This window comes from Acetobacter nitrogenifigens DSM 23921 = NBRC 105050, from assembly GCF_000429165.1.
GTDB classification, from domain to species: Bacteria; Pseudomonadota; Alphaproteobacteria; order Acetobacterales; family Acetobacteraceae; genus Acetobacter; species Acetobacter nitrogenifigens.
Genome location: NZ_AUBI01000003.1, coordinates 142,746 through 165,273 on the forward strand (window position 1 = coordinate 142,746; position 22,528 = coordinate 165,273).

General features: G+C 60.4%; 17 protein-coding genes. 9 read left to right on the forward strand and 8 right to left on the reverse strand.

The window, feature by feature from the left end:
* Positions 1–36 precede the first annotated feature (36 nt).
* Positions 37–915 (forward strand): LysR family transcriptional regulator, encoded by an 879-nt coding sequence (locus G442_RS0105485; protein ID WP_026397176.1) that lies wholly within the window; start codon positions 37–39, stop codon positions 913–915.
* 113 nt (positions 916–1,028) lie between these two features.
* A complete protein-coding gene (locus G442_RS0105490) occupies positions 1,029–1,592 on the forward strand; it encodes a carboxymuconolactone decarboxylase family protein (protein ID WP_026397177.1) in 564 nt (187 codons plus the stop codon).
* Between the two features lie 214 nt (positions 1,593–1,806).
* Here the strand turns inward: G442_RS0105490 and G442_RS0105495 are convergent, their stop codons facing one another.
* The 6 genes from G442_RS0105495 to G442_RS0105520 all read right to left on the reverse strand — a co-directional run bounded on the left by G442_RS0105495 (position 1,807) and on the right by G442_RS0105520 (position 9,791).
* On the reverse strand, positions 1,807–3,663 hold the full coding sequence (locus G442_RS0105495) for a glycoside hydrolase family 15 protein (protein WP_035376231.1): 1,857 nt from the start codon (positions 3,661–3,663) through the stop codon (positions 1,807–1,809).
* A 272-nt stretch (positions 3,664–3,935) separates the two neighbouring features.
* On the reverse strand, positions 3,936–4,925 hold the full coding sequence (locus G442_RS0105500; protein ID WP_026397179.1) for an LLM class flavin-dependent oxidoreductase: 990 nt from the start codon (positions 4,923–4,925) through the stop codon (positions 3,936–3,938).
* A 104-nt stretch (positions 4,926–5,029) separates the two neighbouring features.
* Positions 5,030–6,220, reverse strand: coding sequence for a methyl acetate hydrolase AcmB (locus tag G442_RS0105505; RefSeq protein ID WP_026397180.1), 1,191 nt, complete (start codon positions 6,218–6,220; stop codon positions 5,030–5,032).
* 117 nt (positions 6,221–6,337) lie between these two features.
* Entirely contained in the window at positions 6,338–7,336 is a 999-nt protein-coding gene (locus G442_RS0105510; RefSeq protein ID WP_026397181.1) for a helix-turn-helix transcriptional regulator, read from the reverse strand.
* A 113-nt stretch (positions 7,337–7,449) separates the two neighbouring features.
* Positions 7,450–8,511 (reverse strand): arginine N-succinyltransferase, encoded by a 1,062-nt coding sequence (locus G442_RS0105515; RefSeq protein WP_211229118.1) that lies wholly within the window; start codon positions 8,509–8,511, stop codon positions 7,450–7,452.
* Positions 8,508–9,791, reverse strand: a complete 1,284-nt coding sequence (locus tag G442_RS0105520) for an N-succinylarginine dihydrolase (protein ID WP_026397183.1) — start codon at positions 9,789–9,791, stop codon at positions 8,508–8,510. Before G442_RS0105520 ends, G442_RS0105515 begins: the two co-directional genes overlap by 4 nt.
* Before the next feature lie 258 nt (positions 9,792–10,049).
* Here G442_RS0105520 and G442_RS0105530 point away from each other — a divergent pair, with 258 nt between their 5' ends.
* The 5 genes from G442_RS0105530 (at position 10,050) to G442_RS0105550 (ending at position 17,958) form a co-directional block, all read left to right on the forward strand.
* The gene (locus G442_RS0105530; RefSeq protein WP_051291968.1) at positions 10,050–11,744 is read left to right on the forward strand and encodes an amidase; all 1,695 of its coding nucleotides are present in this window, start codon (positions 10,050–10,052) and stop codon (positions 11,742–11,744) included.
* Between the two features lie 251 nt (positions 11,745–11,995).
* Positions 11,996–12,979: a helix-turn-helix domain-containing protein gene (locus G442_RS0105535; RefSeq protein ID WP_051291970.1), complete on the forward strand. Its 984-nt coding sequence runs from the start codon at positions 11,996–11,998 to the stop codon at positions 12,977–12,979.
* Positions 12,980–13,119: 140 nt separating this feature from the next.
* Positions 13,120–14,583: an aldehyde dehydrogenase gene (gene aldA / locus G442_RS0105540; protein WP_051291972.1), complete on the forward strand. Its 1,464-nt coding sequence runs from the start codon at positions 13,120–13,122 to the stop codon at positions 14,581–14,583.
* A gap of 81 nt (positions 14,584–14,664) precedes the next feature.
* Positions 14,665–16,848: a PQQ-dependent dehydrogenase, methanol/ethanol family gene (locus G442_RS0105545; RefSeq protein WP_026397188.1), complete on the forward strand. Its 2,184-nt coding sequence runs from the start codon at positions 14,665–14,667 to the stop codon at positions 16,846–16,848.
* A 222-nt stretch (positions 16,849–17,070) separates the two neighbouring features.
* Positions 17,071–17,958 (forward strand): transporter, encoded by an 888-nt coding sequence (locus G442_RS0105550; protein WP_035376232.1) that lies wholly within the window; start codon positions 17,071–17,073, stop codon positions 17,956–17,958.
* Positions 17,959–18,083: 125 nt separating this feature from the next.
* Here G442_RS0105550 and G442_RS0105555 read toward each other — a convergent pair whose 3' ends face one another.
* Complete coding sequence (locus tag G442_RS0105555) at positions 18,084–19,091, reverse strand: zinc-dependent alcohol dehydrogenase family protein (protein WP_026397190.1); 1,008 nt, start codon at positions 19,089–19,091, stop codon at positions 18,084–18,086.
* Positions 19,092–19,396: 305 nt separating this feature from the next.
* Entirely contained in the window at positions 19,397–20,632 is a 1,236-nt protein-coding gene (locus G442_RS0105560) for an acyltransferase family protein (RefSeq protein ID WP_026397191.1), read from the reverse strand.
* 323 nt (positions 20,633–20,955) lie between these two features.
* Between G442_RS0105560 and efp the strand changes: the two genes are divergently transcribed.
* Together efp and G442_RS0105570 are read left to right on the forward strand one after the other, a co-directional pair.
* On the forward strand, positions 20,956–21,522 hold the full coding sequence (gene efp / locus G442_RS0105565; protein ID WP_026397192.1) for an elongation factor P: 567 nt from the start codon (positions 20,956–20,958) through the stop codon (positions 21,520–21,522).
* An 89-nt stretch (positions 21,523–21,611) separates the two neighbouring features.
* Positions 21,612–22,442 carry an inositol monophosphatase family protein gene (locus G442_RS0105570; RefSeq protein ID WP_026397193.1) on the forward strand — a complete coding sequence of 277 codons (831 nt, stop codon included), beginning with the start codon at positions 21,612–21,614 and terminating at the stop codon, positions 22,440–22,442.
* Positions 22,443–22,528: the final 86 nt, after the last annotated feature.

Genomic DNA, 22,528 nt, shown 5'->3' on the forward strand with positions numbered 1-22,528 from the left:
CTTGCGGCGATAACGCTCATTCCCGGGAGGAATGACATGGATCGTTATCAGGCGATGACCACTTTTCTAAGGGTGGTGGAGACCGGCTCGTTTTCCGCCGCTGCTCGGTTGTTGAATGTGGGCCAGCCAGCAGTTTCCAAGACAATTGCGCAGCTGGAGGCGCGTTTGCAGGTGAGCCTGCTAGTCCGCTCGACGCATGGACTCAATCCGACCGAAGCAGGTCAACTGTTTTACGAGAGGGCGAGCGCGGCGATTCAGGAAGCTGATGAGGCGGAATCCGCAGCGCGCGGCGCCGGGGCGGGCCTGACAGGTAAACTGCGTGTCTCGGCGGCGACCACGTTCGCCCGTTTGCATGTTGTGCCTCACTTGCCAGAATTCCTCGACGCCAACCCCGGACTGGAAATCGACTTCATCCTCGACGACAGGATGATCGATCTGGTGGGCGAGGGTGTGGACGTGTCGTTGCGCATGGGAGAGTTACCTGATTCCGCTGCTGTTGCGCGCCGCCTTGCCACAGGGCGGCGTTCCGTCATGGCGACGCCGGCTTACCTGGCGAGGGCGGGTGAGCCGAAAACGCCGGCCGACCTCGCGGCTCATCAGGCAATTGTCTATAGCCGACAACCAAATGTCTGGTCCTTCACCCGAGATGGAGCCGCGGCGTCAGTCACGGTGCACGGGCGCTTAAAACTCAGCGCCGCAGAGGGAATAAGGGCTGCCGTTCTGGCGGATATGGGATTGGTTATCTCGTCTGACTGGATGTTCGCTGATGAATTGGCCTCTGGCGTCGTGAGCAAGGTGCTGTCGGGGTGGAGTCTGCCGACGATCGATCTTTGGGCAGTATTTCCGACAGGGCGCATGGCAAGCGCCAAGGCGCGTCGGTTTGCAGCCTTTGTAGAAGCGCTGATGAATCGATGAGCCAATATTCCAATCTGGAATAAACGTTAGTCGCACGCGCCTGCTACGCGCCGCGGTCTTGTTCCAGCAGGTTCTGGTTTGTCGAAACGATACAAACAGGAAGGAACCTGATCATGACCCAGTTTACCGCATACACCGCCGACACCGCTCCAGACGCTGCGAAGCCGATCTTTGAGGGCGTTGAAGCCGCTTTCGGATTTGTGCCTAATCTTCAATCCTATATGGCGGAGTCCCCGGAGCTTCTATCGGGGTATACCGCGCTCTGGGATCTGTTCTCCAAGACGACCCTGACGACGCATGAGCAACAGGTTGTCTATCTGACAGCAAACTTCGAAAATGAATGCCATTATTGCATGACCGGTCATACGACCCTGGCGATGATGCAGAAGATGGACTCCGCTGTCATCGCCGCCCTTCGCGATGGAACGGAATTGCCCGACGCACGCCTTGAAGCCTTGCATCACTTTACTTCACTGGTTGTCCGCAATCGCGGCTGGGTGTCAGATGATGAGGTCGATGCGTTCATTGCCGCAGGTTTCACGCGCCGTAACGTGCTGGAAGTTGTTCTCGGCGTCGCGACCAAGGTGATCAGTAATTATACGAACCATATCGTGCACACTCCGCTCGACGCTTTTATGAAGGGCAACGAATGGACCAGGCCTGAGGCCGGAGTCTGAAATCTGAGTTTCCTGAAGTTCTGAAACCTGTCGTTTCGGATTTCGTTATTGTGGATAGACGCCGCAAAACGATGTTTCGGTCTGCGTAGGCTCGTCGGTAAAAGCATGCCAGCCTTTGAGCCGAAGATAGGGGCGTCTGAAGCCGTAAGGACGTGAAACCAGTAGCGCCGTTTGGCGGCGCTACTGGTTAATACTGCTCTGCCCGTTTTCTGCCTTAATCGGGCCGGGAGTTTATCTTCGGCGCCCGTCGCGTGGGGGTTTCGCGCAGTGCGCGGTCGGCGTAGGCGCCCGTGATCGCCGCCTGCCCGCCGTGCTCGAACAGATCCAGCAGCAAGGCGCTGTGAACGAAGGCAAGATGACTGAAAGCTTGAGGAAAGTTACCGAGAAACGATCCATTTTCCGAAATTTCTTCCGAGTAGAGGCCGACATCGTTCTGTAAGGCTCGAAGCGCCTCGAAGCGCGCACGCGCCTCTTTTTCCCGACCAAGCCATAGAAGGGCGTCCACCATCCAGAACGCGCAAATCAGGAACGTGCCTTCGTGTCCGGGCAGCCCATCATCGTTACGGTATCGGTATACAAGATGACCATGCCCAAGTCGATCGATAATTTTGTTGACAGTTTTCTCAAATATCCGTCGGTCGACAGGAAAACCTACCAGAGGCGCAATCAGAAGGGCGGTATCGACATCGTCCGAGCCGATATATTGGGGATAAAATCCTTCGGCGTGAACTGCCGCTCCATTGACGCAGGCGACGATTGCATCGCGTTCGCGCGTCCACTGTGGACGTTCTCCAAACAGCCGGATCGCCCTGTCCAGGGCGACCCAGTTCATAATCGCGGCATGCAGATATCGCTGTTCAGGTTTACGCGGCTCCCAAAGACCGGCATCTGGTCTGCGCCAGTGTGCCGCCGCAATATCGGCGAGCCGGATCGCATGCTTTTGCATAACCGAGGTCAGTTTTCCGCCTAATTGATCGTAGAAATGGAACAGGTCCAGCAACTGGCCATAGGCGTCCGCCTGATGCTGTTCGGCAGCCTTGTTGCCGTGCCGAACCGGCGCGCTACCCTGCCAACCTTCGAAATGTGCAATTTCGTGCTCTGTCAGTTCTGTCGTTTCACCCCTGACGCCGTATAGCGGACGCAACAGGTCGTCATCGTTGACAAGGGTCGAGATGAAGCCGAAAAAATGCTCGGCCTCCTGGGTCATTCCGAATTTTTTAAGAACATAAAATGAAAGACAGGCGTCGCGAATCCAGCAGTATCGATAGTCCCAGTTGCGTATGCCTCCAATTTCCTCTGGAAGGGATGTGGTCGCGGCGGCGACAATGGCTCCTGTGGGCGTATAAACGAGAGCCTTCAGCACCAATGCCGAACGATTGAGTTCTCCGCTCAGGGGACCGGTGTACGCAGCGCCTGATGACCAGCGGGTCCACGCAGCCCGCACGTAGTCCATCAATGCCGGGACATCGGGTGGCGTGACCGGAAGGTCGCCGAGATAGAGCAGGAGAGAATGCCATTGTGTAGCCGTGACGTCGAAACAGGCTATGGCCTCTCCCTCGCTGATCTCGAAATCCAGTTCAGAGCCAAGGGAAAGCCTGCCGCCAACCGTAAGTCCGTTTTCAGCGCGAGATATAGTGTCCGGGGTGGTGGAAAAGCCATCCAGCGGCCGAAATCGGACGATCATGGGAACGCGCCCGGAAATGCCGACCAGATGGCGCACGAGACATGGGCGTTCCCGTGAAGGCCCCGGCCGCGCCATGAAGTCATGAACAGTCACAATGCCATCGCCGTGGATGAAAGTCGTAGCCAGAATATTGGTGCGCCCCAGATATTCACGCGTTGTTTCAAAATTTCCGACGGGCTGGAGAATAAAATACCCGCCACGAAGACGATCGAGCAAACGCGAAAAAGTTGGCGCGGCATCGAAGCTCTGAAGGCACGCCCAGTCGATAGAGCCGTCACGTGCGACGAGAGCGCTGCCTTCGCAATTGCTGAGCAGCGCGTAATCTTCGATCGGCCGGTACGACCGGGCGTAAGGCGAACCTGCTGTCAGCTGCAACAATTCGGACATCTTACGCCTGCTGTGTTGGTTGGCTCTGGATGTTCCAACCCGTGCAAGGTTGACCGGTTGCGTGGTGTCTGAAATCTTAAGTATTACATTTGGTTTATTAGATGCGTCAGCCTCGATGCCGGTATGACGCGACGAGAGCGCACGATTCCTTCTATGCTCTTGTTTTCAAGAAAAAAGATCGCTTGCGCTCGTCAATGCTCGGATATGCAGCCTGTTTGCGGCCAGGACGGTCCCGATAGCAACGATGTAGCCTCACCGAACACGCTTTCCAGCTACCCCAGCTTCTCTCGCATCGCCATAGCCAGTTCCGCCGACCGACGTCGTGCAGCGTGATCGTAGAGCGGAAACGCGATCATCAACTCGTCTGGCCGATGGCGATCAATGAACCTCGACAGGCGCGGCAGGATGCTTTCCGGGGAGCCTGCGAAGGTGCAGGACAGCGTGTGGTCGAGCATCGCCTGTTCCTGCGGGAGCCAGTTCGGCGCGTCGATCGGCGGCGGATATGGAATAGGGCGACCGCGCCGCAGCGCGATGAAATACTGCTGTAACGACGTAGCCAGACGCTTCCCTTCCGCCTCATCGTCCGCAGCGACGATATTGACGGTCAGCATCACACGGGGGCGCGGGCAACGCTCGGATGGTTCGAAACGGGACCGGTAAAGAGCGATCGCTTCCTCCATCTGCCCGGGCGCGAAATGGGACGCGAAGGCGTAGGGCAGGCCGAGTTGCGCAGCCAGCACGGCGGAGAACAGCGATGAGCCAAGGATCCACACCGGCACGCGCAATCCCGCGCCCGGCACCGCGCGCACCAGATGCGCGTCGGTGTGGTCTGACGGTTCGAAGTAATGCAGCACTTCGACCACGTCCTGCGGGAAGCGGTCCGGCGCGTGCGGGTCGCGGCGCAGCGCCATGGCCGTGCGTTGATCCGCGCCGGGCGCACGGCCCAGACCGAGATCTATGCGGCCGGGAAACAGGGTCTCCAGCGTGCCGAACTGCTCGGCGATGGCCAGTGGCGAGTGGTTGGGCAGCATGACCCCGCCGGATCCGACGCGAATACGCTCCGTACGGGCCGCCACCTGTCCGATCAGGACGCTGGTCGCGGCGGAGGCGATGCCGGGCATGGAGTGGTGTTCGGCGAGCCAGTAGCGGTGAAAGCCGAGTGAGTCGCCCAGCCGCGCGAGGTCGAACGTGTTGCGGAACGCATCCGCAGGCGTTGAGCCCTGCGCAATCACTGCGAGGTCGAGGATGGAGAAGGGGATCACGCTGCGGGCCTCCAGACTGGACAGTCCGGGTTCATATGGGCGCCGTGCGGGAGCGCCGCCAGTGCGGGGAGGCGTTCGTGAAGCGCCACCCCAGAGCCTGAAGCTCAGTCCTCGTGAGAAAAACTCTGGTAGATCGCCGTTTCGAAATCCATGTAACCGCTGAAGGACGGTCCGTCGGCGAAGGGAAAAATCTGCGTGGCCCAGAAGCCGCCCAGCCCGTTCCTGCGGTCTATCCAGTAATAGAGATTGGCGAGCCCGGCCCACCCGAGCGCGCCCGCCGGTCGTCCGGTGGGGGCGTCTTCATCATTGATCATGAACGTATATCCCCACGATTTTGATTGGCCGGGGAAAAACTCCGCGTCATTGGAAAGGCTCGGGATGACGCCGTCCAGACTGGTCACCTTCAGGTCCCCCAGGCCGTTTCGCGACATGGCGGCGACCGTTTCCGCGCGCAGGACGCGGCCATTTTCTCCGGCCCCGTCGTTCAGGATCATGCGGATGAAGCGCATGTAATCGCCTACGGTGGAATACAGGCCGTGTCCGGCCATATGAATTTCCGGGTCCTGCGCCAGCTCGAAATCGGCCAGCGGGTTCAGCGCTCCACCCTCTTCCCGCTGGTGCATGGCGGCAAGGCGGGAGCGCATGTCAGCAGACAGGGTGAACGACGTATCGTTCATGCTGAGGGGTTCGAACACGCGCGCTTTTAGCACATCGCCCAGCCGCGCCCCGGCGATGCGTTCCACGGCCAGCCCCGCCCAGTCGATATTCACGCCGTAGTTCCAGCGCTCGCCCGGATCGAACAGCAGCGGCGCCGTGATCGAGGCCTTGCTCGCGGAGACGATGCTCGGCAGACGCCCGTCCTCAGCCAGTCTCCTGTAGCTTTCGCTGAAGAAATCATATCCGAAGCCGGCCGTGTGCAGCATCAGCATCCGGGTGGTGATATCGCGTTTCGGCGCCCGCAGCATGGGCGCGCCCGCCGCGTCGAACCCCTCGATGACCTGAATATCGCCAATCTCCGGGACATAGGTTTTCGCGGGCGCGTCGAGGTCGAGCCTGCCTTCCTCGACCAGTTGCATGACGGCGACGCCCGCTACGCCCTTGGTGCAGGAGAAGATGCGGAACACCGTGTCGGTCGTCATGGCGCTCCCGCCGCCGAGGGAGCGCTCTCCGAACGCGCCTTCGTAGAACGTCTCGTTTCGGTTCGTCGCCATGGCGACCACGCCGGGCACTCTGTCGTTGGCGGTAACGGCGCGCTCAAGGATGGCGTCGCAGCGGCTTTTTGTCTCATCGCGCATAACTGTCCCTTCGAATCGGAATATATTCGGGACAATGGCTCTGAATCGACCTGTGCGCCGCCTCTGATCGGCAGGCGGCGCCTGTTATCGGCGCCGTAACGGTCCGATTGGCGTCAATCAGTTGTGAGCGCGCCGCACGGCGGACGGAAGTTCACCGAAGCGCTGTCTGAAGCTGCGCGCAAACTCGCTGAAATTGACATAGCCCCAGCGGCTGGCGACGGCGCCGACAGTCTCCTCCGGCCCGCCCTCAAGCAGATCGCGGCGGGCGTGCAGCAGTCGCTGTTCGCGCAGAAAGGCGCTGGGGCTGGCTCCGCGATAGCGTCGAAAGGCGCCGGACAGGGTTCTGACGCTGACTCCCGACGCGGCGGCGACCTCGGTCATCGTGGGCATGGCTGCGACATGCGCGCGCATGAACTCCTCCGCGCGTCGCACGTAGAACGGCGCAGCTTCGTGCGTCGGACGGTCAAGTTCGATACCGGCGTTCGCCGCCCAGTTTTTCAAAAGCTCCAGACACACCATTTCCTCGACACGCGCGCTGGCGCGGTTGTCCGGGGACCACTGGCTTGCGAAACGCGCAAGATATTCCATCAGCGCGATCCACGAGCCATTGCGGTCGCCAAAACGGGTTTTTGTGGTCCAGAGCCCGTCGCCGGGTGCGACATCGAACCACTGACGGGCGAAGTTCGCGAGCGTGTCGTGCGCGATTGTCAGGTTCAACTGCAGATGGTCCGGGCTGGCCCGCAGCCAGTACGACGTTCGACTGCAGTCAACGACAAAGCTCTCGCCGCCTCTCGTTGAAACGCTTCCCGATCCACTGGACGAATGTTCGATGGCGCCGCGCAGTGTGGTGAGGACAAGAACTCGACCGGCGGAAGGATCGAAGTCCGAGAGATGGACCGGCGTGCCGTAGGCAAAGCGGGTTGCGAGGATGCGTCCGGTGTCGAACGAGTACATGGTGGCGTCCGGTCGCGCCGCCGCCGTCAGGGCTTCCGTTCGGTAGGGCATGTAGGCGTCGCGACAGAAGCTTCTGACTTCATCCCAGTCGGATGAATGGGGCTTGTGGCGTTGTCGGCGAGGCAGGCCGCCGGCGTCGATCAGAAGGGCGTTTTCGAGCATGGGGCGCGCAGGCTTTTCGTGGCGGGAACGGGCGTGCCACTTGTCTGCGCTCCGGGAGGGTGACGTCGGAAATCAAAATATCCGGAGAGCGCGCCAGATCTCCGGCGCGACGTTCAGGCGACGTATCTGATCGCCGCGCCGACGCCTGCCCGGCGTGCCGTGAGCAGCCGCGCTTCTCCGCCGTCATCGACCAGAAAATCCCGCCACACACGGAATGATTTCAATGCGCCCGACGTCACGAGCGCCGCGCCGCCGTTTTCATCGGGCGACAAAGTATCGGTTACGACGGCTTCGCGGCTTTCGCGCAGGGTGCGCAAGTTTGCGATCTGCGCCGAAAGCGTAGGACCGCCATCGAAGATGTCTATGTAGCCGTCGTGGCTGAAGCCTTCTGCTTCAAGAATGCGTCGGGCCGGTATGGCCTGATCGTGCGCGCGGCCGATGCACTCCCGCGCGGCTTTCGGCAGCAGATCCACATAAATGGGATAGCGCGGCATCAGGTCGGCGATGAACTGGTTGCCGTGAAGCGCATTGTAGTGATCGGCTTCACGGAAGTCGCGACCGAAGAAAATACGGCCGATGGCGTTCCAGAACGGCGATCCATCGGGGCCGACATAACCGCGCAGATCGGCGATGATTCTGTCGGGGAAGCGTTCTCGGTGCTGGGCGATGAACAGGTAACGACTGCGCGCCAGCAGGGCGCCGAGTCCCCCGGAGCGGTGATCGGGGTGCAGGAACAGGCCGCCGACTTCCGCTGCGCCGTCAAAGTCGTTGACGATATGCAGAAGCCGCGCCGCGAAGCTGTGCGACAGTTCGCGCGACACATGCGTGTGCGTGGCGATCTTGTAGCTGTAGAACGGCCAGGGAACGCCGATGCGCGAGAAGACGCAGGCGCAGCCGCCGATCGCGCCGGTGTCCTCGTTTTCCAGCACAAGAAAATAAAGTTCATTTTCCGGCGCTTCGAGTTGACGGGCAAACGATGCTTCGCTCCATCCCAACCGAGCCTTAAGCGCGTCGCGGTCATGGGGCAGATTGAGCAGTCCGCCGTCAGTATGGCTTGCGAGTTCATACAGCGCATCGACGTCGCTGGAATTCGCGGGACGCACGACCCAGGGAGACTCCGCTCCCTGACGTGCGGCGGTCGCAGATTGCGCGAGGGGCGGCACCATGCGGTTCATGCCGCGGTCAGCCCCAGAAGGGAAAACAGGGCTTCGCGGGCGGCGCGGCAATCGGCCCACAGATCGGCGTGGCCGAGATCGTCCGGCGCGATGCGTTCGGGCCAACGCTCGTCGACCAGAGCGGCAATGGCGTCGATCCGGCGTTCGCTCAACAAGAAACGTCTGTCGAGCGCGGCTTCGGCAGCCTCGTCCACAGCGACGCGCAGGCGCAGGCAGGCGGGGCCGCCGCCGTTGCGCATGGATTCCCGCAAATCCATCATCTGCACCTGTCGGATCGGGCCGTTCCCAGCAAGCATGGTGTCCAGCCATTGTTTCACCGACGGCGTGGCGTCGCATTCCGCCGGTACGACCAGAGTCATCCCGCCTTCCGGCCGGGTGAAGAGCTGCGCGTTGAACAGGTAGGAGCGAATGGCGTCCTCCAGGCTGACCTGATCGGCGGGCACTTCCAGAATGCGGGCTTCAGGAAGGTGCTGGCGGATGAAGCCGTATACTGCATCCCGGTCCTCGAACGCTTGCTCATGGGTCAGCAGGACCGATTCATTCGCGACCGCCACCACGTCATTGTGGAAAGCCCCTGCCTGCAACGCGGCGTCGCTCTGTCGCGCCAGCAGCACGCGCTCCGGCAGCAGGCCGTGACGTCGGGCGATCGCAGCGCTCGCGGCCTTAGCCTGCCGCGCCGGGAAGCCGCCGGGGATCGTCTCACCGTAGACGAAAATCTCGATGCCCGGGGCGCCGTGATGCGTGCACAGGCGCATGTGGTTTGCTGCGCCTTCGTCTCCCAGTGCGGCCGGGAGGGCGTCATGCACTGCGAAATACCGCTTGTTCGCGAACAGCGTCTTCAACAGTCGCGTCGTCTCGGGCGCCTCAAGGCTGCGATGAATCATGGAGGAGAGATTCGCCACGGACACATGGCAACGGCGATCGGCGGTGTCGGGCGATGGGGACACTGTCGCGGCGTTCGCGGTCCACATAGGAGAGGCGGAGAAGGCGGCCATTAGAAGGCCGGGCTCGTCGCGCCACGCGGCGGCGCAGACGGCTTCGTCTGCGCCGCCGAACCCACACTGGCGCAGCCACGCGACGTTGGGGCGGTCATGCGGCGGCAACAATCCCTGACCCAGCCCAAGCTCCACCATGCGCCGCATCTTCTCCAGTCCCTGCAGCGCGGCTGCTCGCGGGCGGGAGACGTCGCCAGCGTTGCCGGTCGAGGCGCGGTTGCCGAAGGAGAGGCCTGCGTAGTTGTGGGTCGGGCCGACCAGGCCGTCGAAATTGAACTCGCGCATAGGCGGCTTTCATCACTGGGCGTCAAAAAGGCGAGGGGCGGCCTCGTCGGGCGCGCCCGGGTTCTTGTTCACGGAGCGTCGTCGCCGTCCGAGCTGGCCGACGGTTCCGGGGCGCGGTGGTGTCATACAGGAGCGCGCACGATTACGCACGCGTTCGGGATGGATATGGAGACGGTGTCGCTGAAATATCATGCGGCACTGCAAGTCTGAGAGCTTTGCGGCGTCCGTCCGGTTATGCGCTCTTGACGCTCGTGGACAGTGCGGCTCTGGCTCTGGCTCTGGCTCTGGCTCTGGCTCTGGCTCTGGCTCTGGCTCTGGCTCTGGCTCTGGCTCTGGCTTGCTGTTGCTGTTGCTGTCGCTGTCGCTGTCGCGCAGCCAGGCGTATGGTGCCGCGTGTCGGCGGATTTCCGGTGCTTGCCAGCCCGGCCGCTCAAACCGCCGGAGTTGCAGATGCACGATCAGAACGCCTCAAACCCCGCAGAATTCCCGAGCAAAGCGTCGCCGGGCGATCTGCTGGCGCTGGACGCTGCCGAGATGGCGGCCGCGATCCGCAGTGGCGCGCTTTCGCCGGTGACGCTGGTGGAACGCGCGTTGGAACGAGCCGAGGCTGTGCAGGCGCAGCTCAACGCCTTCGTAGTCATTCGTCGGGACGAAGCGTTGGAAGCTGCTCGTGTCGCCGAGCGAGAAGCTGCAGAGGCGGGTAAGAGCGGAGCCGCGCTGGGGCCGCTGCACGGTGTTCCGGTGGCGTTGAAGGATATGACGCCGACGAAGGGCGATATCTGGACCGATGGGTCGCGGCTGTTCGACGGGCGCGTCGCGGACCATGACGCGACAATCGCCGACGCCCTGCTGGGGGCGGGCGCGATTCTTCTTGCCAAGACCACGACGCCCGAGTTCGCCTGGTCAAGCCGCACGGACAGTCCGCTTTGGGGCGTCACCCGCAATCCATACGATCCGTCTCGCACGTCTGGCGGAAGCTCCGGCGGAGCGGGCGTGGCTGTCGCCACCGGCTGCGTACCGCTGGCGGAAGGGTCGGACATGGGGGGGTCGATCCGGATCCCGGCAAGTTGTTGCGGCGTGATTGGCTTCAAGCCGAGTCTTGGGCGCATTCCCTACACCGGCTTGCCCAACGCGTTCGATCCATTGTCGCACTGGGGACCGCTTGCGCGCACCTGCCGCGACGTCGCGCTGTTTCTCGACGTGACGCAGGGGGGCGTCAGTCACGACGGCGCGCCGCGTAATGGCGACCCGGGTTACGACCTCGCGCCGGTGGAGCGTTTCGCCGCACGAGTGGGGTCTCTCGATCCGGCGCGACTGCGCGTCGGCGTCTCGGTTGATCTGGGGTGCTACGAAGTCGACGCCGCCATAGCCGACAACCTGCGCGCGACGGCGGACGCGCTCGCCCGCATGGGGGCGGAGGTGGAGGTGGTCGACGTCGTGTTTCCCGCCGAACATGCGGCGCTTTGGGACCGCGAATGGGCCGTCTGGCAGGCTTTCTATTACGGAGAAGCCGCCGCAGGGCGGGAGGACGCGCTCGATCCCGAAATGCGCGCGCTGATCGAGGAGGGGCGGCAAATACGCGCGGTTGATTACAGGCAGGGCGAGATCATGCGCACGACGATGTGGCGTTCCCTGGCGCCGATCCTGCGGCGTTGCGACGTTCTGCTCTGTCCGACTTTGGCGCGCGATGTCCCGTCCGCCGATGGATTGTTGCCGCCCGCATATGTGACTGCAAATGGACGATTGCGGGAGGTGACGATGACGGGAGCGTTCAATCTGCTTGCGCGTCTGCCCGCATTGTCGGTTCCGAGCGGCGTCTCGGCGAGCGGCCTGCCTACGGGCGTGCAGGTCATAGGGCGGCCTGGGGACGATCTTACGGCGCTACAGGTGGGGGCGCTGATCGAGAGTGCCATCGGCGCGCCGATAGCGCCGGTGGGAAGCTTCGGACAGTAATCGAGAAAAAGCGGCAGGGGCGCCAGATATATTGGCTGCGTGTCGGCCCGCTTCCACGTGTCAGCCGGTAACGCCGGGCGCGCCAGCGTTTTTGGATGCGCGTGATCAAGTTTTCACGGGGGCTTCCTGCGCCCTCTTGCGTTACGTTGAGATATAACCGGATAGTGCGCCACTGTCCGTCGTTTAGTAAGGACGTCTCAAACAAGAACGTCAGCGACTTGGCCTGAAATAAAAAAACACAAGGGCTCAGGATGACATTGGTAGATATCAGCGCCCAGCCTGAACGGCACGGCGCAAAAATTCGGTCAGCGGTCGCAGCGGGCGACGGCGCGCGGTCGCGGATCGCTGCATCGTGGCACAGATGCGCGTCTTATTACGGACTTGCGCCGGAAAGCGTCGTCTCCCGACGCATTCTCACTGAACGGGAGCTGCGCGATTCCAGGGAGCAGCTGGGAAGTCTCAGCGACCGAATTTTTCCTGCGTTGTCGCGGCTTTCCAAAATCCTATCCCCGTATAACGTGTGCACGAGCTTTGCTACGCCCGACGGCGTGATCGTGGCGCTTGAGACCTTCGTTGACGACGCCGATGCCCTGCGTAACTGGGGGCTGGCGCGAGGAGCGGACTGGAGCGAGCCAAGGGAAGGCACCAACGGCATCGGAACGTGCCTTGTCGAGGAAACGCCCATCGCGATCCGCCACGATGAGCATTTCTTCCTGCGCGACACTGTGATGACCTGCCTCGCGGCTCCGGTTTTCGACCATCTCGGGCAGATCGGCGGGGCGTTTAACGTCTCGTTATGCGGTTCTGACGTGGACAGCCCGGCCAGAGCGCTGATCGCGTCTCTTGTGCTCTCCTCGACGCGGCAGATCGAGATTGATCATTTTCACGCGTGTTACGCCAATCGAAAAATCATATCTCTCCCGCCGGCGAATGGGCAGTCGGGCGGCGTTCTTCTGGCGGTCGACGCTGACGGCGTGATATGCGGCGCGACACGGGCTGCGCGTACGCAATTTTCGCTGACCGACGCGCGTCTGCGCTCCGGCGTATGCGCGTCCGACGTCGTCGCGCAGGGGGATGATGATTTCGGGACGTCGGAACGGTCCGTCATTCGCCGTGAACTCGTCCGGACCAATGGCAACGTGTCGGCCGCCGCCCGAAATCTGGGCGTCAGCCTTGCCACGCTCAAGCGGCGCATCGCCCGCTACGAACTGCGTAACGTCTTCCGGGGCGAGTGAGCCGTCCACGAGCGGGTAGTCGGGATGAAGTGGCTCTCTGGTGAGCCACTTCTCTGGCGGGGCCAGCTGGACGCCGACGACAAATCGATAAAACCCTCGCAAATATTCATCGTCCGACCAGTGAATGCGAGGAAGGCCCAATGGCCCACGACAAAGAAGACAAAAAAAACGCTCAGCCTCGATACAGCAACTTTATCAACGGCAAGTTTGTTGACGTAACAGGCGAAGCGCTCGAAGTTCGAAATCCGGCCAACGGGCGGCTGCTCGGGCACGTGCCAGCCAGCGATGCGAAGACCGTCGCCGACGCTGTCGCTGCGGCGAATGCGGCGCAGGGGGCATGGGAAAAACTCCCGGCCATACAGCGCGCAGGATATCTCAGGAAAATATCGGCCGGCATCCGCGCCCGCCGCGGCGAATTCGCGCGCACGATCGTCGAGGAGCAGGGCAAGGTCCAGCCGTTGGCGGAGGTCGAGGTCGATTTCGCAGCCGATTATTTCGACTACATCGCCGAATGGGCGCGTCGTCTGGAAGGAGAGGTGCTGACCAGCGACCGCGTAAACGAGACGATCCTGCTGCTGCGCAAGCCGCTGGGCACTGTCGCTGGCATCCTTCCCTGGAATTTTCCGTTTTTCATGATCGCCCGCAAGGTGGGGCCGGCGCTTCTGACCGGCAACACGATCGTGATCAAGCCCAGCGAAGAAACGCCGATCAACGCGCACAAGTTTGCGGAACTGGTGGCCGAGACAGATCTCCCACCGGGCGTCTTCAATCTGGTCAGCGGAACCGGCGCCGTCTGCGGGCAGGCTCTTACCGAGAGTCCGAAAGTCGACATGGTGACTTTCACGGGAAGCGTGCAGACCGGCATCAGGATCATGGAGACCGCAGCGCGGAATCTCACGCGCGTCAATCTTGAGCTGGGTGGGAAGGCGCCGGCCATTGTCCTCGCAGATGCGGATCTCGATCTCGCAGCCAAGGCGATTCATGCGTCACGCGTGATCAACGCTGGACAGGTCTGTAATTGTGCGGAGCGCGTCTATGTCGAAAAGTCAGTCTACGAAGCGCTTCTCGAGAAACTGAAGGTTCTGTTCGCAGCCACCCGCTATGGAGATCCTTCGGAAGATCGTACTCTGGATATGGGGCCGCTCATCAATCAGGCGGCGGTCGATCGTATAGTCAAAATGGTCGAGCAGGCGAAAACTGAGGGCGCGAATGTTGTCGTCGGCGGAAAAGTGGATGACCAGAAGACAGGGTTCCACTATACGCCGACGCTGCTCTCCGATGTGACGTCCGATATGGATGTAATGAAACGTGAGACTTTCGGCGCTGTGCTGCCTGTTATGGCGGTGTCCGGTCTGGATGAAGCGATCGCTCTTTCCAATGATTCTGAATATGGGCTCACATCGTCCATCTACTCGACCAATATCAATTCCATCCTGAAAGCCACGAGGGAATTGAAGTTTGGCGAAACTTACGTGAATCGCGAAAACTTCGAAGCGATGCAGGGGTTTCATGCAGGACGTCGGAAGTCCGGAATCGGCGGCGCCGATGGCAAGCATGGGCTATATGAATTCACGGAAACGCACGTCGTCTACATGCAGGGATAGAGCTGACGAACTCTCCTGCCTTCAGAAGAAAAAATGATAAAAAAGTCGTCGCTGAGGCGGCGGCTTATTCGGAGAAGAACAATGACCGTCGTCAACGCGGCATATTTAAAGTCTGATCATAGATCATCCTCCCGTCTGAAGCAGCTTGGCCTGTTTTGCGCTGCGTCCCTGTCGTCGCTGTGCGTTGCAGCGGGCTCCGCGCAGGCCGCCGCAGGGCCTGCTGACGTCGATGGTCAGAGGATCATCAACGCCGACAAGGAACCCGGTAACTGGATGTCCACAGGTCGGACATATGACGAGCAGCGGTTTAGCCCCCTGACCCAGATCACGAGCGATAACGTCGGCAAGCTGGGGCTTGCGTGGCAATACAAGCTCGATTTCGACCGTGGCGTCGAAGCCACGCCGATTGTCGTCGATGGCGTGATGTACACCACGGGCGCGTTTGCAGTTGTTTATGCGCTGGATGGAGCGACGGGAAAGTTGCTCTGGAAGTTCGATCCGAAGGAAGATCGCGCCAAGTCGGGACAGTTTTGCTGCGACGCCGTGAACCGTGGCGTGGCGGTGTGGAAAGGTCGCGTCTATGTTGGAACAAATGACGGTCGCCTTATCGCGATCGACGCAAAGACCGGTCAATCCGTCTGGGACGTCGACACAATTGCCGACCACGATCGCTCTTACGCTATTTCAGGCGCACCGCGTATCGTCCATGGCAAGGTGATCATCGGCAACGGCGGCGCGGAATACGGCGTACGTGGCTATGTGACAGCTTACGACGCCGACAGTGGAAAGCAGGCGTGGCGCTTCTACACGGTGCCGGGCGATCCGGATAAGCCGCAGGAGACGCCTGAACTTCAGATGGCCGTTAAGACCTGGACCGGGAAAGCATGGTTCGAGCAGGGCGGCGGCGGCACCGCGTGGGACTCCATGGCGTATGACCCGGACCTGAACCTGCTCTATATCGGCACAGGCAACGCGTCGATGTGGAACTACAAGCTTCGCTCAGAAGCCAAGGGCGATAATCTGTTCCTGTCGTCGATCGTCGCGATCAACCCGGACACTGGAAAATACGTGTGGCATTATCAGACCACGCCGGGCGACGCGTGGGACATGACGGCCACCCAGCATATGATTCTCGCGGATCTGAACATCAACGGGCAGCCGCGCAAAGTCATCATGCAGGCGCCGAAGAACGGCTTCTTCTACGTTCTTGATCGCGCAACAGGAAAGTTCATTTCGGCGGAAAAATACGCGCCGGTGAACTGGGCCAGCAAGATCGACCCGAAAACCGGTCGCCCTGTCTTTACCGGGGATGCGAGCTACTGGGAAAAGAAAGGCCCTGTTCTGGTGCGTCCCGGTTTCTGGGGTGGGCATGACTGGCAGCCGATGTCGTACAATCCTGCTACTGGGTTGGTCTACATCCCGAAACACGTGTTCGCCGTCGAATACGAAGATACGCCTGATTACAAATATATCCAGCATAAGCGAAATTTCTATCAGTTGGGCGTCGGCGCCGCCGCGATGAAGGACGATCCGGCGGATATGGAAAAATGGGCGAAGAGCTGGACCGGCGCGCTGCTTGCATGGGACCCGGTGCATCAGAAAAAAGTGTGGGAAGTTCCCTACACGACGATTTTCAATGGCGGTACGCTGTCGACTGCCGGAAATCTGGTCTTTGAAGGCACCGCAGATGGTCGTGTCGTTGCTTATAACGCCAAGGACGGGAGCAAGCTGTGGCAGTCTCCGGCGCAATCCGGCGTTATCGCCGCGCCAGTTACGTACGAGGCCAATGGCGCTCAGTATGTGACATTCATGGTCGGCTGGGGCGGCGCTTTCCCGACATTTGCAGGCGGCGCATCCCTGCGGGCTGGCGTGAAACCATGGGCGCAGGTCCTGACTTACAAACTTGGCGGCACGGCTGAATTGGCGAAAGCTGAATACAAGGTGCTGCAAACGCCGGAACCGCCCGCGCGTGCAGGGACGCCGGAGGATATCGCCATGGGCAAGGATGCGTTCAATGGCCATTGTTCGCAGTGTCATGGCATCAACGCGGTTTCGGGTGGCGTCGTGCCGGATCTGCGTCGTCTGTCGGCGGCCCAGCATCAGATGTTCCCGATGATCGTTCAGGGCGCTTACCAGAGTCTTGGCATGCCGTCCTACAAGGGTGTCCTGACCGAGACTCAGATTGGTCAGATCCATGATTACCTGATCAAACGCGCCTATGACCTTCAGGACGAATTGAAGAACGGACACAGCATAGCCGACTAAAATGGCCTGCGGTTTCTCTCCGGAGCCATGCAGGCTTCGGAGAGAAATGGTGAAGTAAAACGATGTAGTCTTTAAGGTGTGACGGCGAACTGAGCACGTGGAAAAAGGACAAGATCAGCCGACGAAGGCGGAATCCTTTCCGAGATAAAAACAAAAACAATAATCGCTACGGGCCGCTACAGACACTGTCGTTGCGGAGCCGTTGCTCGGAGACAGGTTTCAATGACCACGGTAAATATAAAACGCCGCACGATCTATGCGTGCGCAGGACTCGCTATTTCTGTGCTCGGCCCGCACGCGGCGCAGGCGTCAGACATAACTTTCGCGGTCATAGGTCCGCATGAGTACGATCTTCCCGTCGATTTCAAGCCCTTCAACGTGTTCGTCCAATATGGCGACGGCAATGCTGCTGGAAACACCTATGACGGTCAGGGAAATCGCAGAGGGACAGGGGGAAGTCATACATGGGTTGGCCTCAGCAAATACGTGCATTTTCGGAGTTTTGAGGCGATTCCCAAAGTAGGGTTCGCCTTTGAACTGATTCAGGCGGAGAGCTTCACGCTTGCGAACGGAACGAATTACGGCGGGTTAGGTACGACCATTCCCGGATTTGCGTCCTGGTTCAAGCCAAACAGTCACAGCACGTTCGGGTTTCAGACTTTCATGCAGTCACCGTCCGGTACGCGCGATGCAACGGCTTCACACTACTGGTCAAATATTTCCAGTTTTCTCTTTGACTATGAGTGGAAGCATTTCAGCTTTGACGGCGATCTTGGCGCCGTGACTTCCGTAACGTCGAGGCATTTGAAAAATCAAAATTCTTATACCCCGGGTACGAGTTTTTTCACGAATCTTCGGTTTAGCTGGAAGGCGACGAAACTATTTGAACCGTTCTTCGCCTTTGATTGGCAGAACGTCGCCGGAATTTACGACAAGACACAGAAAATGTACGTATCGGACAGCAGTTCGCGAGAGGTCGCCGGTGGAATGGGCGTTATGCTTAATCTGAGCAAGAGCGTGTCCCTGACCATGCGGTATTCGCATTCTATCGAAGGGAGAAACGTGCCGGAGACGAACGCATATTATATGAAGTTCGTCTATTTGTGGTGATCGTCAGCCGAAGCCGCTGCTGCGCGGCGGCGGCGATATCGTGTTGTGCAGCCGGATAATTCGGTGTTTGTCGTCGCGCATTGCGCGCCTGGTCGAGGCGCACAGACTCCTGCATGCTATGCCGTTCAGAATTCCAGACAGATTTTTCCGAAATGTCGATTGCTTTCCTGATGCCGAAACGCCTGGACAATTTCCTCCAGAGGGAAGCTGCGGTCGACGACAGGCTTCATGCCGTTCGCGTCGATGGCCTTGATCATTTCGATCTGCTGTGCGCGATTGCCAACCAGAACACCCTGCAGGCGAATCTGTTTGACGAGAACAGGAACGAACTGTAGCGCAGCTTCGACGCCGCCCAGAATGCCGATAACTGAAATATGGCCTGCGGCGCGCACCGCCTCCATGGACTGCTGTAGCGTTGATGGGCCGCCAACGTCGACGACATGATCGACGCCTCGACCGCCGGTCAGCGCGCGAGCGGTCTCTCCCCACGCCGGATCTGAGCGGTAATTGATTACGTGATCTGCGCCGAGGGAGCGCAGGCGCTCGAGTTTCTCGTCGCTTGACGAAGTCGCGATCACTGTCGCTCCCGCCATTTTTGCGAACTGCAGCGCGAAAATGGACACGCCGCCTGCGCCCTGCACAAGCACGACGTCTCCGGGTTTCACATGGTCGTCGGAAAACAGAGCCCGCCATGCGGTGAGACCCGCCGTAGTCAACGTTGCGGCTTCGGTGTGGGAGTAGCCTTTGGGAGCATGGGTGAAGGCAGTGATTGGCGCAGTCACTTCCTCCCGCGCGTATCCGTCTACGCCGTCGCCGGGAACGGTTGCGAACCCCACGACGTTCGGTGCGCCAGATAACCACGTCGGAAAAAACGTGCTGACCACCCGGTCGCCGACAGCGAACTCGTTTACGCCTTCGCCGATTGCGATCACCTCTCCCGCGCCGTCCGCCATCGGGATACGCGGTTCCGCCGGTCCCCACACGCCGCTGACCACTACGTAATCGTGGTAATTCAGGGAGTTGGCGTGCAGTCTGACCGTTATTTCACGGGGGCGTGGCGCAGGAGCCGGACGCTCGGCGACGGTGACGTGGTCGAAGCCGCCGCCTGTGCCGACGATGATTGCTTTGGGCATGTGATTCTCCCGTTGTCGCGATCAAGCCTATGTCGCGCCAAAGGATGAGCCAAGTGGTGGGCCGCAATTTCTGTAAGTGCATGAACGCGTGCCGTGAAGGTATGCAGGCGGTACTTGAGTTTTGAGAGATAAAAATTTTTGAAAATATATCGGCGTTGCGAAAAATACTGTCGCTTCGGTCGGCGGTTCGGTAGCCAGAGTCGCCGGGCAAAAAATCGTCAAAGCATGTAATTGGGATAATCAGTCACGAAGCCACGAGAAAGGGTAATGCGTCAATTTAGTGTGTGACAGGCATGCTGGCAGCCTCAAAGTCGCGCTCGTCCGGCCGCCTCGCTTTCCAGCACGGCTCTGTCCTCCGATGGAAAAAGTCGTTTTTCAAAACCGCGAATAATCTTCCGCCCCGGAGTTTCAATGAACCGGTAGGACAGGGCTGAGACGGGAAGAATGACCGCCCAACATGCGACGACGCCAACGGCGCGCGCCAAATCGAACCCGATGCGCGCCTGGAGCAGCGCTTCTGCGTGCCACATGATAAAGAGCAGGGGAAAGTGCCAAAGGTAGATAGCGTAAGACCAGAGGCCAAACATGTAGATTGGTCGCGCGCTAAATATTGTGGAGAGCGCACCATTCCGAGCGCTCAGGGCAATCATCAACGGAGGAAGCAACGCGACAAAGACGATGTCTGACCGGGGTATTGCGATTGCGCAGATCAGAGCGAGGCCTATCGCGAGGTCGATGCAGGTACGTGTAGACAGGCCGAAACGCGTCACGGTTCGGCTTTCCGTTCGTCGCGAAAACAGGCGACTGGTCGCGGCGCGATAGCTGACGAGTCCAAGAGTAAACTCAGCCATGCAGCGTAGTAGAGGCCAGAACGGTGCGCCGTCCGACAGATCAAGTGGCCCGTGGCGTTCGCTCAGTATGTCGGTCGTGGAGTGGCAAGCGACAGCAAGAACCCCGCACCCAGCTAGCAGAACGGTCAAAGCAGGCAGAACCTGGCTCCGTGAGGTGACGGATTTTAACAGCAGCGGGAATAGAAAATAGGCCGCGAATTCGGTTGAAACCGACCATGATGGCCCTAGGATTGAGGGGCGGCCAACCCAAGCCTGAATCAGAAAAATGTTGAAAGGCAGGTCCGTCAGTAGCGATCGTGCAGGGCCGTGCGTCAGAAAGGCCTGACCAATCAGGCGGGTGGACACGAGCAGCAGTACAAAAATGTAGAGCGGGTAGATTCGCGCAATGCGTCGTAACATGAAGACGCAAAAGGTTTTGCCAGTCAGCGGATGTGTAAATATGCGGCGATAGGACATCGCCATTACGAAGCCGCTCAAAACGAAAAAAAGATCGACCGCGAGGTAGCCATGTTTGATCATCGCGTCGATCAGGCCGCTGCCCGGATCGTGTACCACCATATGAAAGAGGACCACCCACACAGCGGCGACGCCGCGTAATCCGGTCAGAGAACGGATTTCTTCTGAGGCGTCGATCGAAGGAGCGACGCCGGTCAGATATTGAGGCGTTTCAATGATGTTGGTCGTACGCAACCTGAAACTCCTCGCGTAGGCAGGTCGATGAGCGCAATTGTTATGCAGTGGGATATTCAATGTTACGCATGAGTAACACGACGCGCAGCGCGCGTATCGCTCGAGTACGTGAATTTCATATCAATAATTGGCTGATCAAAGGCGGTCAGGGGCTTCTTTGCGGTGCCCGCCCGGCTTCGCTGACACGCAGGCGCCCGTGCGCGCGCCGCCGGTGTTTTTTGGCGACCAAATACCCTCTGTCGTGCGTCGGCCTTGCCCTTCGGCCTCGTGGGGGGTAGAAGCCCGCCTCTGATCCCCCAGCTTCTCTCTTCCAGGGACGACTTATGAAACAGCAGGCGAACCTGATCCGCGCCGGACAGGTCATCGAGCATGACGGACGTCGGTGGACGGTCCTCAAGCAGCAGATCATTACTCCCGGAAAGGGTGGAGCCTTCATTCAGGTCGAGATGCGCGACCTGAAGACCGGCAACAAGACCAACGAGCGGTGGCGCACCGCCGATACGGTCGAGCGTCTGATGACCGAGGACAAGGAATACACCTATTCCTATTCCGACGGCGACACGCTCGTGCTGATGGACCCCGAGACGTTCGAGCAGTTCATGATTTCTGTCGAGCTTCTGGGCGAGCAGGCCCCGTTCCTGCAGGACAACATGGTCCTGAACGTGAATCTGGTCGAGGGCGACCCGGTGGCCGTCACGCTGCCGCCGCACGTCACGCTTGAGATCGTCGAGGCGGACCCGGTGGTGAAGGGGCAGACTGCAAGCTCGTCCTACAAACCTGCGGTTCTGTCCAATGGCGTGAAGACCATGGTGCCTCCGTTCATTGAGGCGGGCGAGCGCATCGTGATCCGGACTGACGACGCGAGCTATGTGGAGCGCGCGAAGTCCTGAATTCAGGACTGACCAGACGCTTCATACGCCGGACGGATGCCTGTCCGGCGTCTCTGACCAAGATTTTCCCAAGGATGTGACCTGTGGCCATGCGCCTCTCCCCCGTGATGACCGTCATGCAGAACGCGGCCCAGAAGGCTGCGAAGCGCCTTCTGCGCGACTTCAACGAGGTCGAGCAGTTGCAGGTCAGCATCAAGGGACCCGGCGACTTCGTGTCGCAGGCCGATCTGCGCGCCGAGGCCACCATCCGTGAAGAGCTTGAGCGGGCGCGTCCCGGCTACGCCTTTCTGATGGAAGAGTCCGGCGCTTCCGGCGGTGACAACTGGACCTGGCGCTGGGTGGTCGATCCGCTCGACGGAACGACGAATTTCCTTCATGGCCTGCCGCACTGGGCGATCTCCATCGGGTTGCAACGACGGTTGTCGGATGGATCGGTCGAGCTGTCGGCCGGACTGGTCTACAACCCGGCTGCCGGTGAGATGTTCTGGGCGGAAAAGGGCGTAGGCGCGTTCTTTAACGAGCGTCGTATGCGCGTATCCGCCCGTCGTGAAATGTCGGAGTCCCTGTTCGCGACCGGCATTCCCTTCGCCAAGGTGCCCGCGCGTCAACGCCTGCCGTTTGCCCGCACGATGGGCGCGCTGATGCCGCAGGTGGCCGGAATCCGTCGCTTTGGCGCGGCGGCTCTCGATCTCGCGTGGGTGGCCGCCGGGCGCTATGAAGGATACTGGGAGTTCGGCATTCGCCCGTGGGATTGTGCTGCGGGGGCGCTGCTTGTGCGCGAGGCCGGAGGCTACTGCACCGACCCGGCAGGCGTGGATATCAACGACCTTCCCGATGATGTGCTGCTTGTGGCCGGAAACGCGCAGCTCCATGGAAAGCTCCGTGAAATCGTCGCGGACAGCCTCGTCGAGCGCGACTGACCGCCCGGGACGCGATCTTGCGCGCCGTTGACGAAGCTGCCCGCGGGCGGACCTCTCTCCTGCGGGGGCGCAGCTTGACGTGCGGA

Bases quoted from the DNA above. Each gene is read 5' to 3' on its own strand.
- G442_RS0105570 (WP_026397193.1), top strand. From the start codon at position 21,612: ATGCGCCTCTCCCCCGTGATGACCGTCATGCAGAACGCGGCCCAGAAG.
- G442_RS0105510 (WP_026397181.1), bottom strand. From the start codon at position 7,336: ATGCTCGAAAACGCCCTTCTGATCGACGCCGGCGGCCTGCCTCGCCGA.
- aldA (WP_051291972.1), top strand. From the start codon at position 13,120: ATGGCCCACGACAAAGAAGACAAAAAAAACGCTCAGCCTCGATACAGC.
- G442_RS0105505 (WP_026397180.1), bottom strand. From the start codon at position 6,220: ATGCGCGATGAGACAAAAAGCCGCTGCGACGCCATCCTTGAGCGCGCC.
- G442_RS0105545 (WP_026397188.1), top strand. From the start codon at position 14,665: ATGACCGTCGTCAACGCGGCATATTTAAAGTCTGATCATAGATCATCC.
- G442_RS0105495 (WP_035376231.1), bottom strand. From the start codon at position 3,663: ATGTCCGAATTGTTGCAGCTGACAGCAGGTTCGCCTTACGCCCGGTCG.
- G442_RS0105485 (WP_026397176.1), top strand. From the start codon at position 37: ATGGATCGTTATCAGGCGATGACCACTTTTCTAAGGGTGGTGGAGACC.
- G442_RS0105550 (WP_035376232.1), top strand. From the start codon at position 17,071: ATGACCACGGTAAATATAAAACGCCGCACGATCTATGCGTGCGCAGGA.
- G442_RS0105490 (WP_026397177.1), top strand. From the start codon at position 1,029: ATGACCCAGTTTACCGCATACACCGCCGACACCGCTCCAGACGCTGCG.
- G442_RS0105520 (WP_026397183.1), bottom strand. From the start codon at position 9,791: ATGCGCGAGTTCAATTTCGACGGCCTGGTCGGCCCGACCCACAACTAC.
- G442_RS0105515 (WP_211229118.1), bottom strand. From the start codon at position 8,511: ATGAACCGCATGGTGCCGCCCCTCGCGCAATCTGCGACCGCCGCACGT.
- G442_RS0105535 (WP_051291970.1), top strand. From the start codon at position 11,996: ATGACATTGGTAGATATCAGCGCCCAGCCTGAACGGCACGGCGCAAAA.
- G442_RS0105555 (WP_026397190.1), bottom strand. From the start codon at position 19,091: ATGCCCAAAGCAATCATCGTCGGCACAGGCGGCGGCTTCGACCACGTC.
- efp (WP_026397192.1), top strand. From the start codon at position 20,956: ATGAAACAGCAGGCGAACCTGATCCGCGCCGGACAGGTCATCGAGCAT.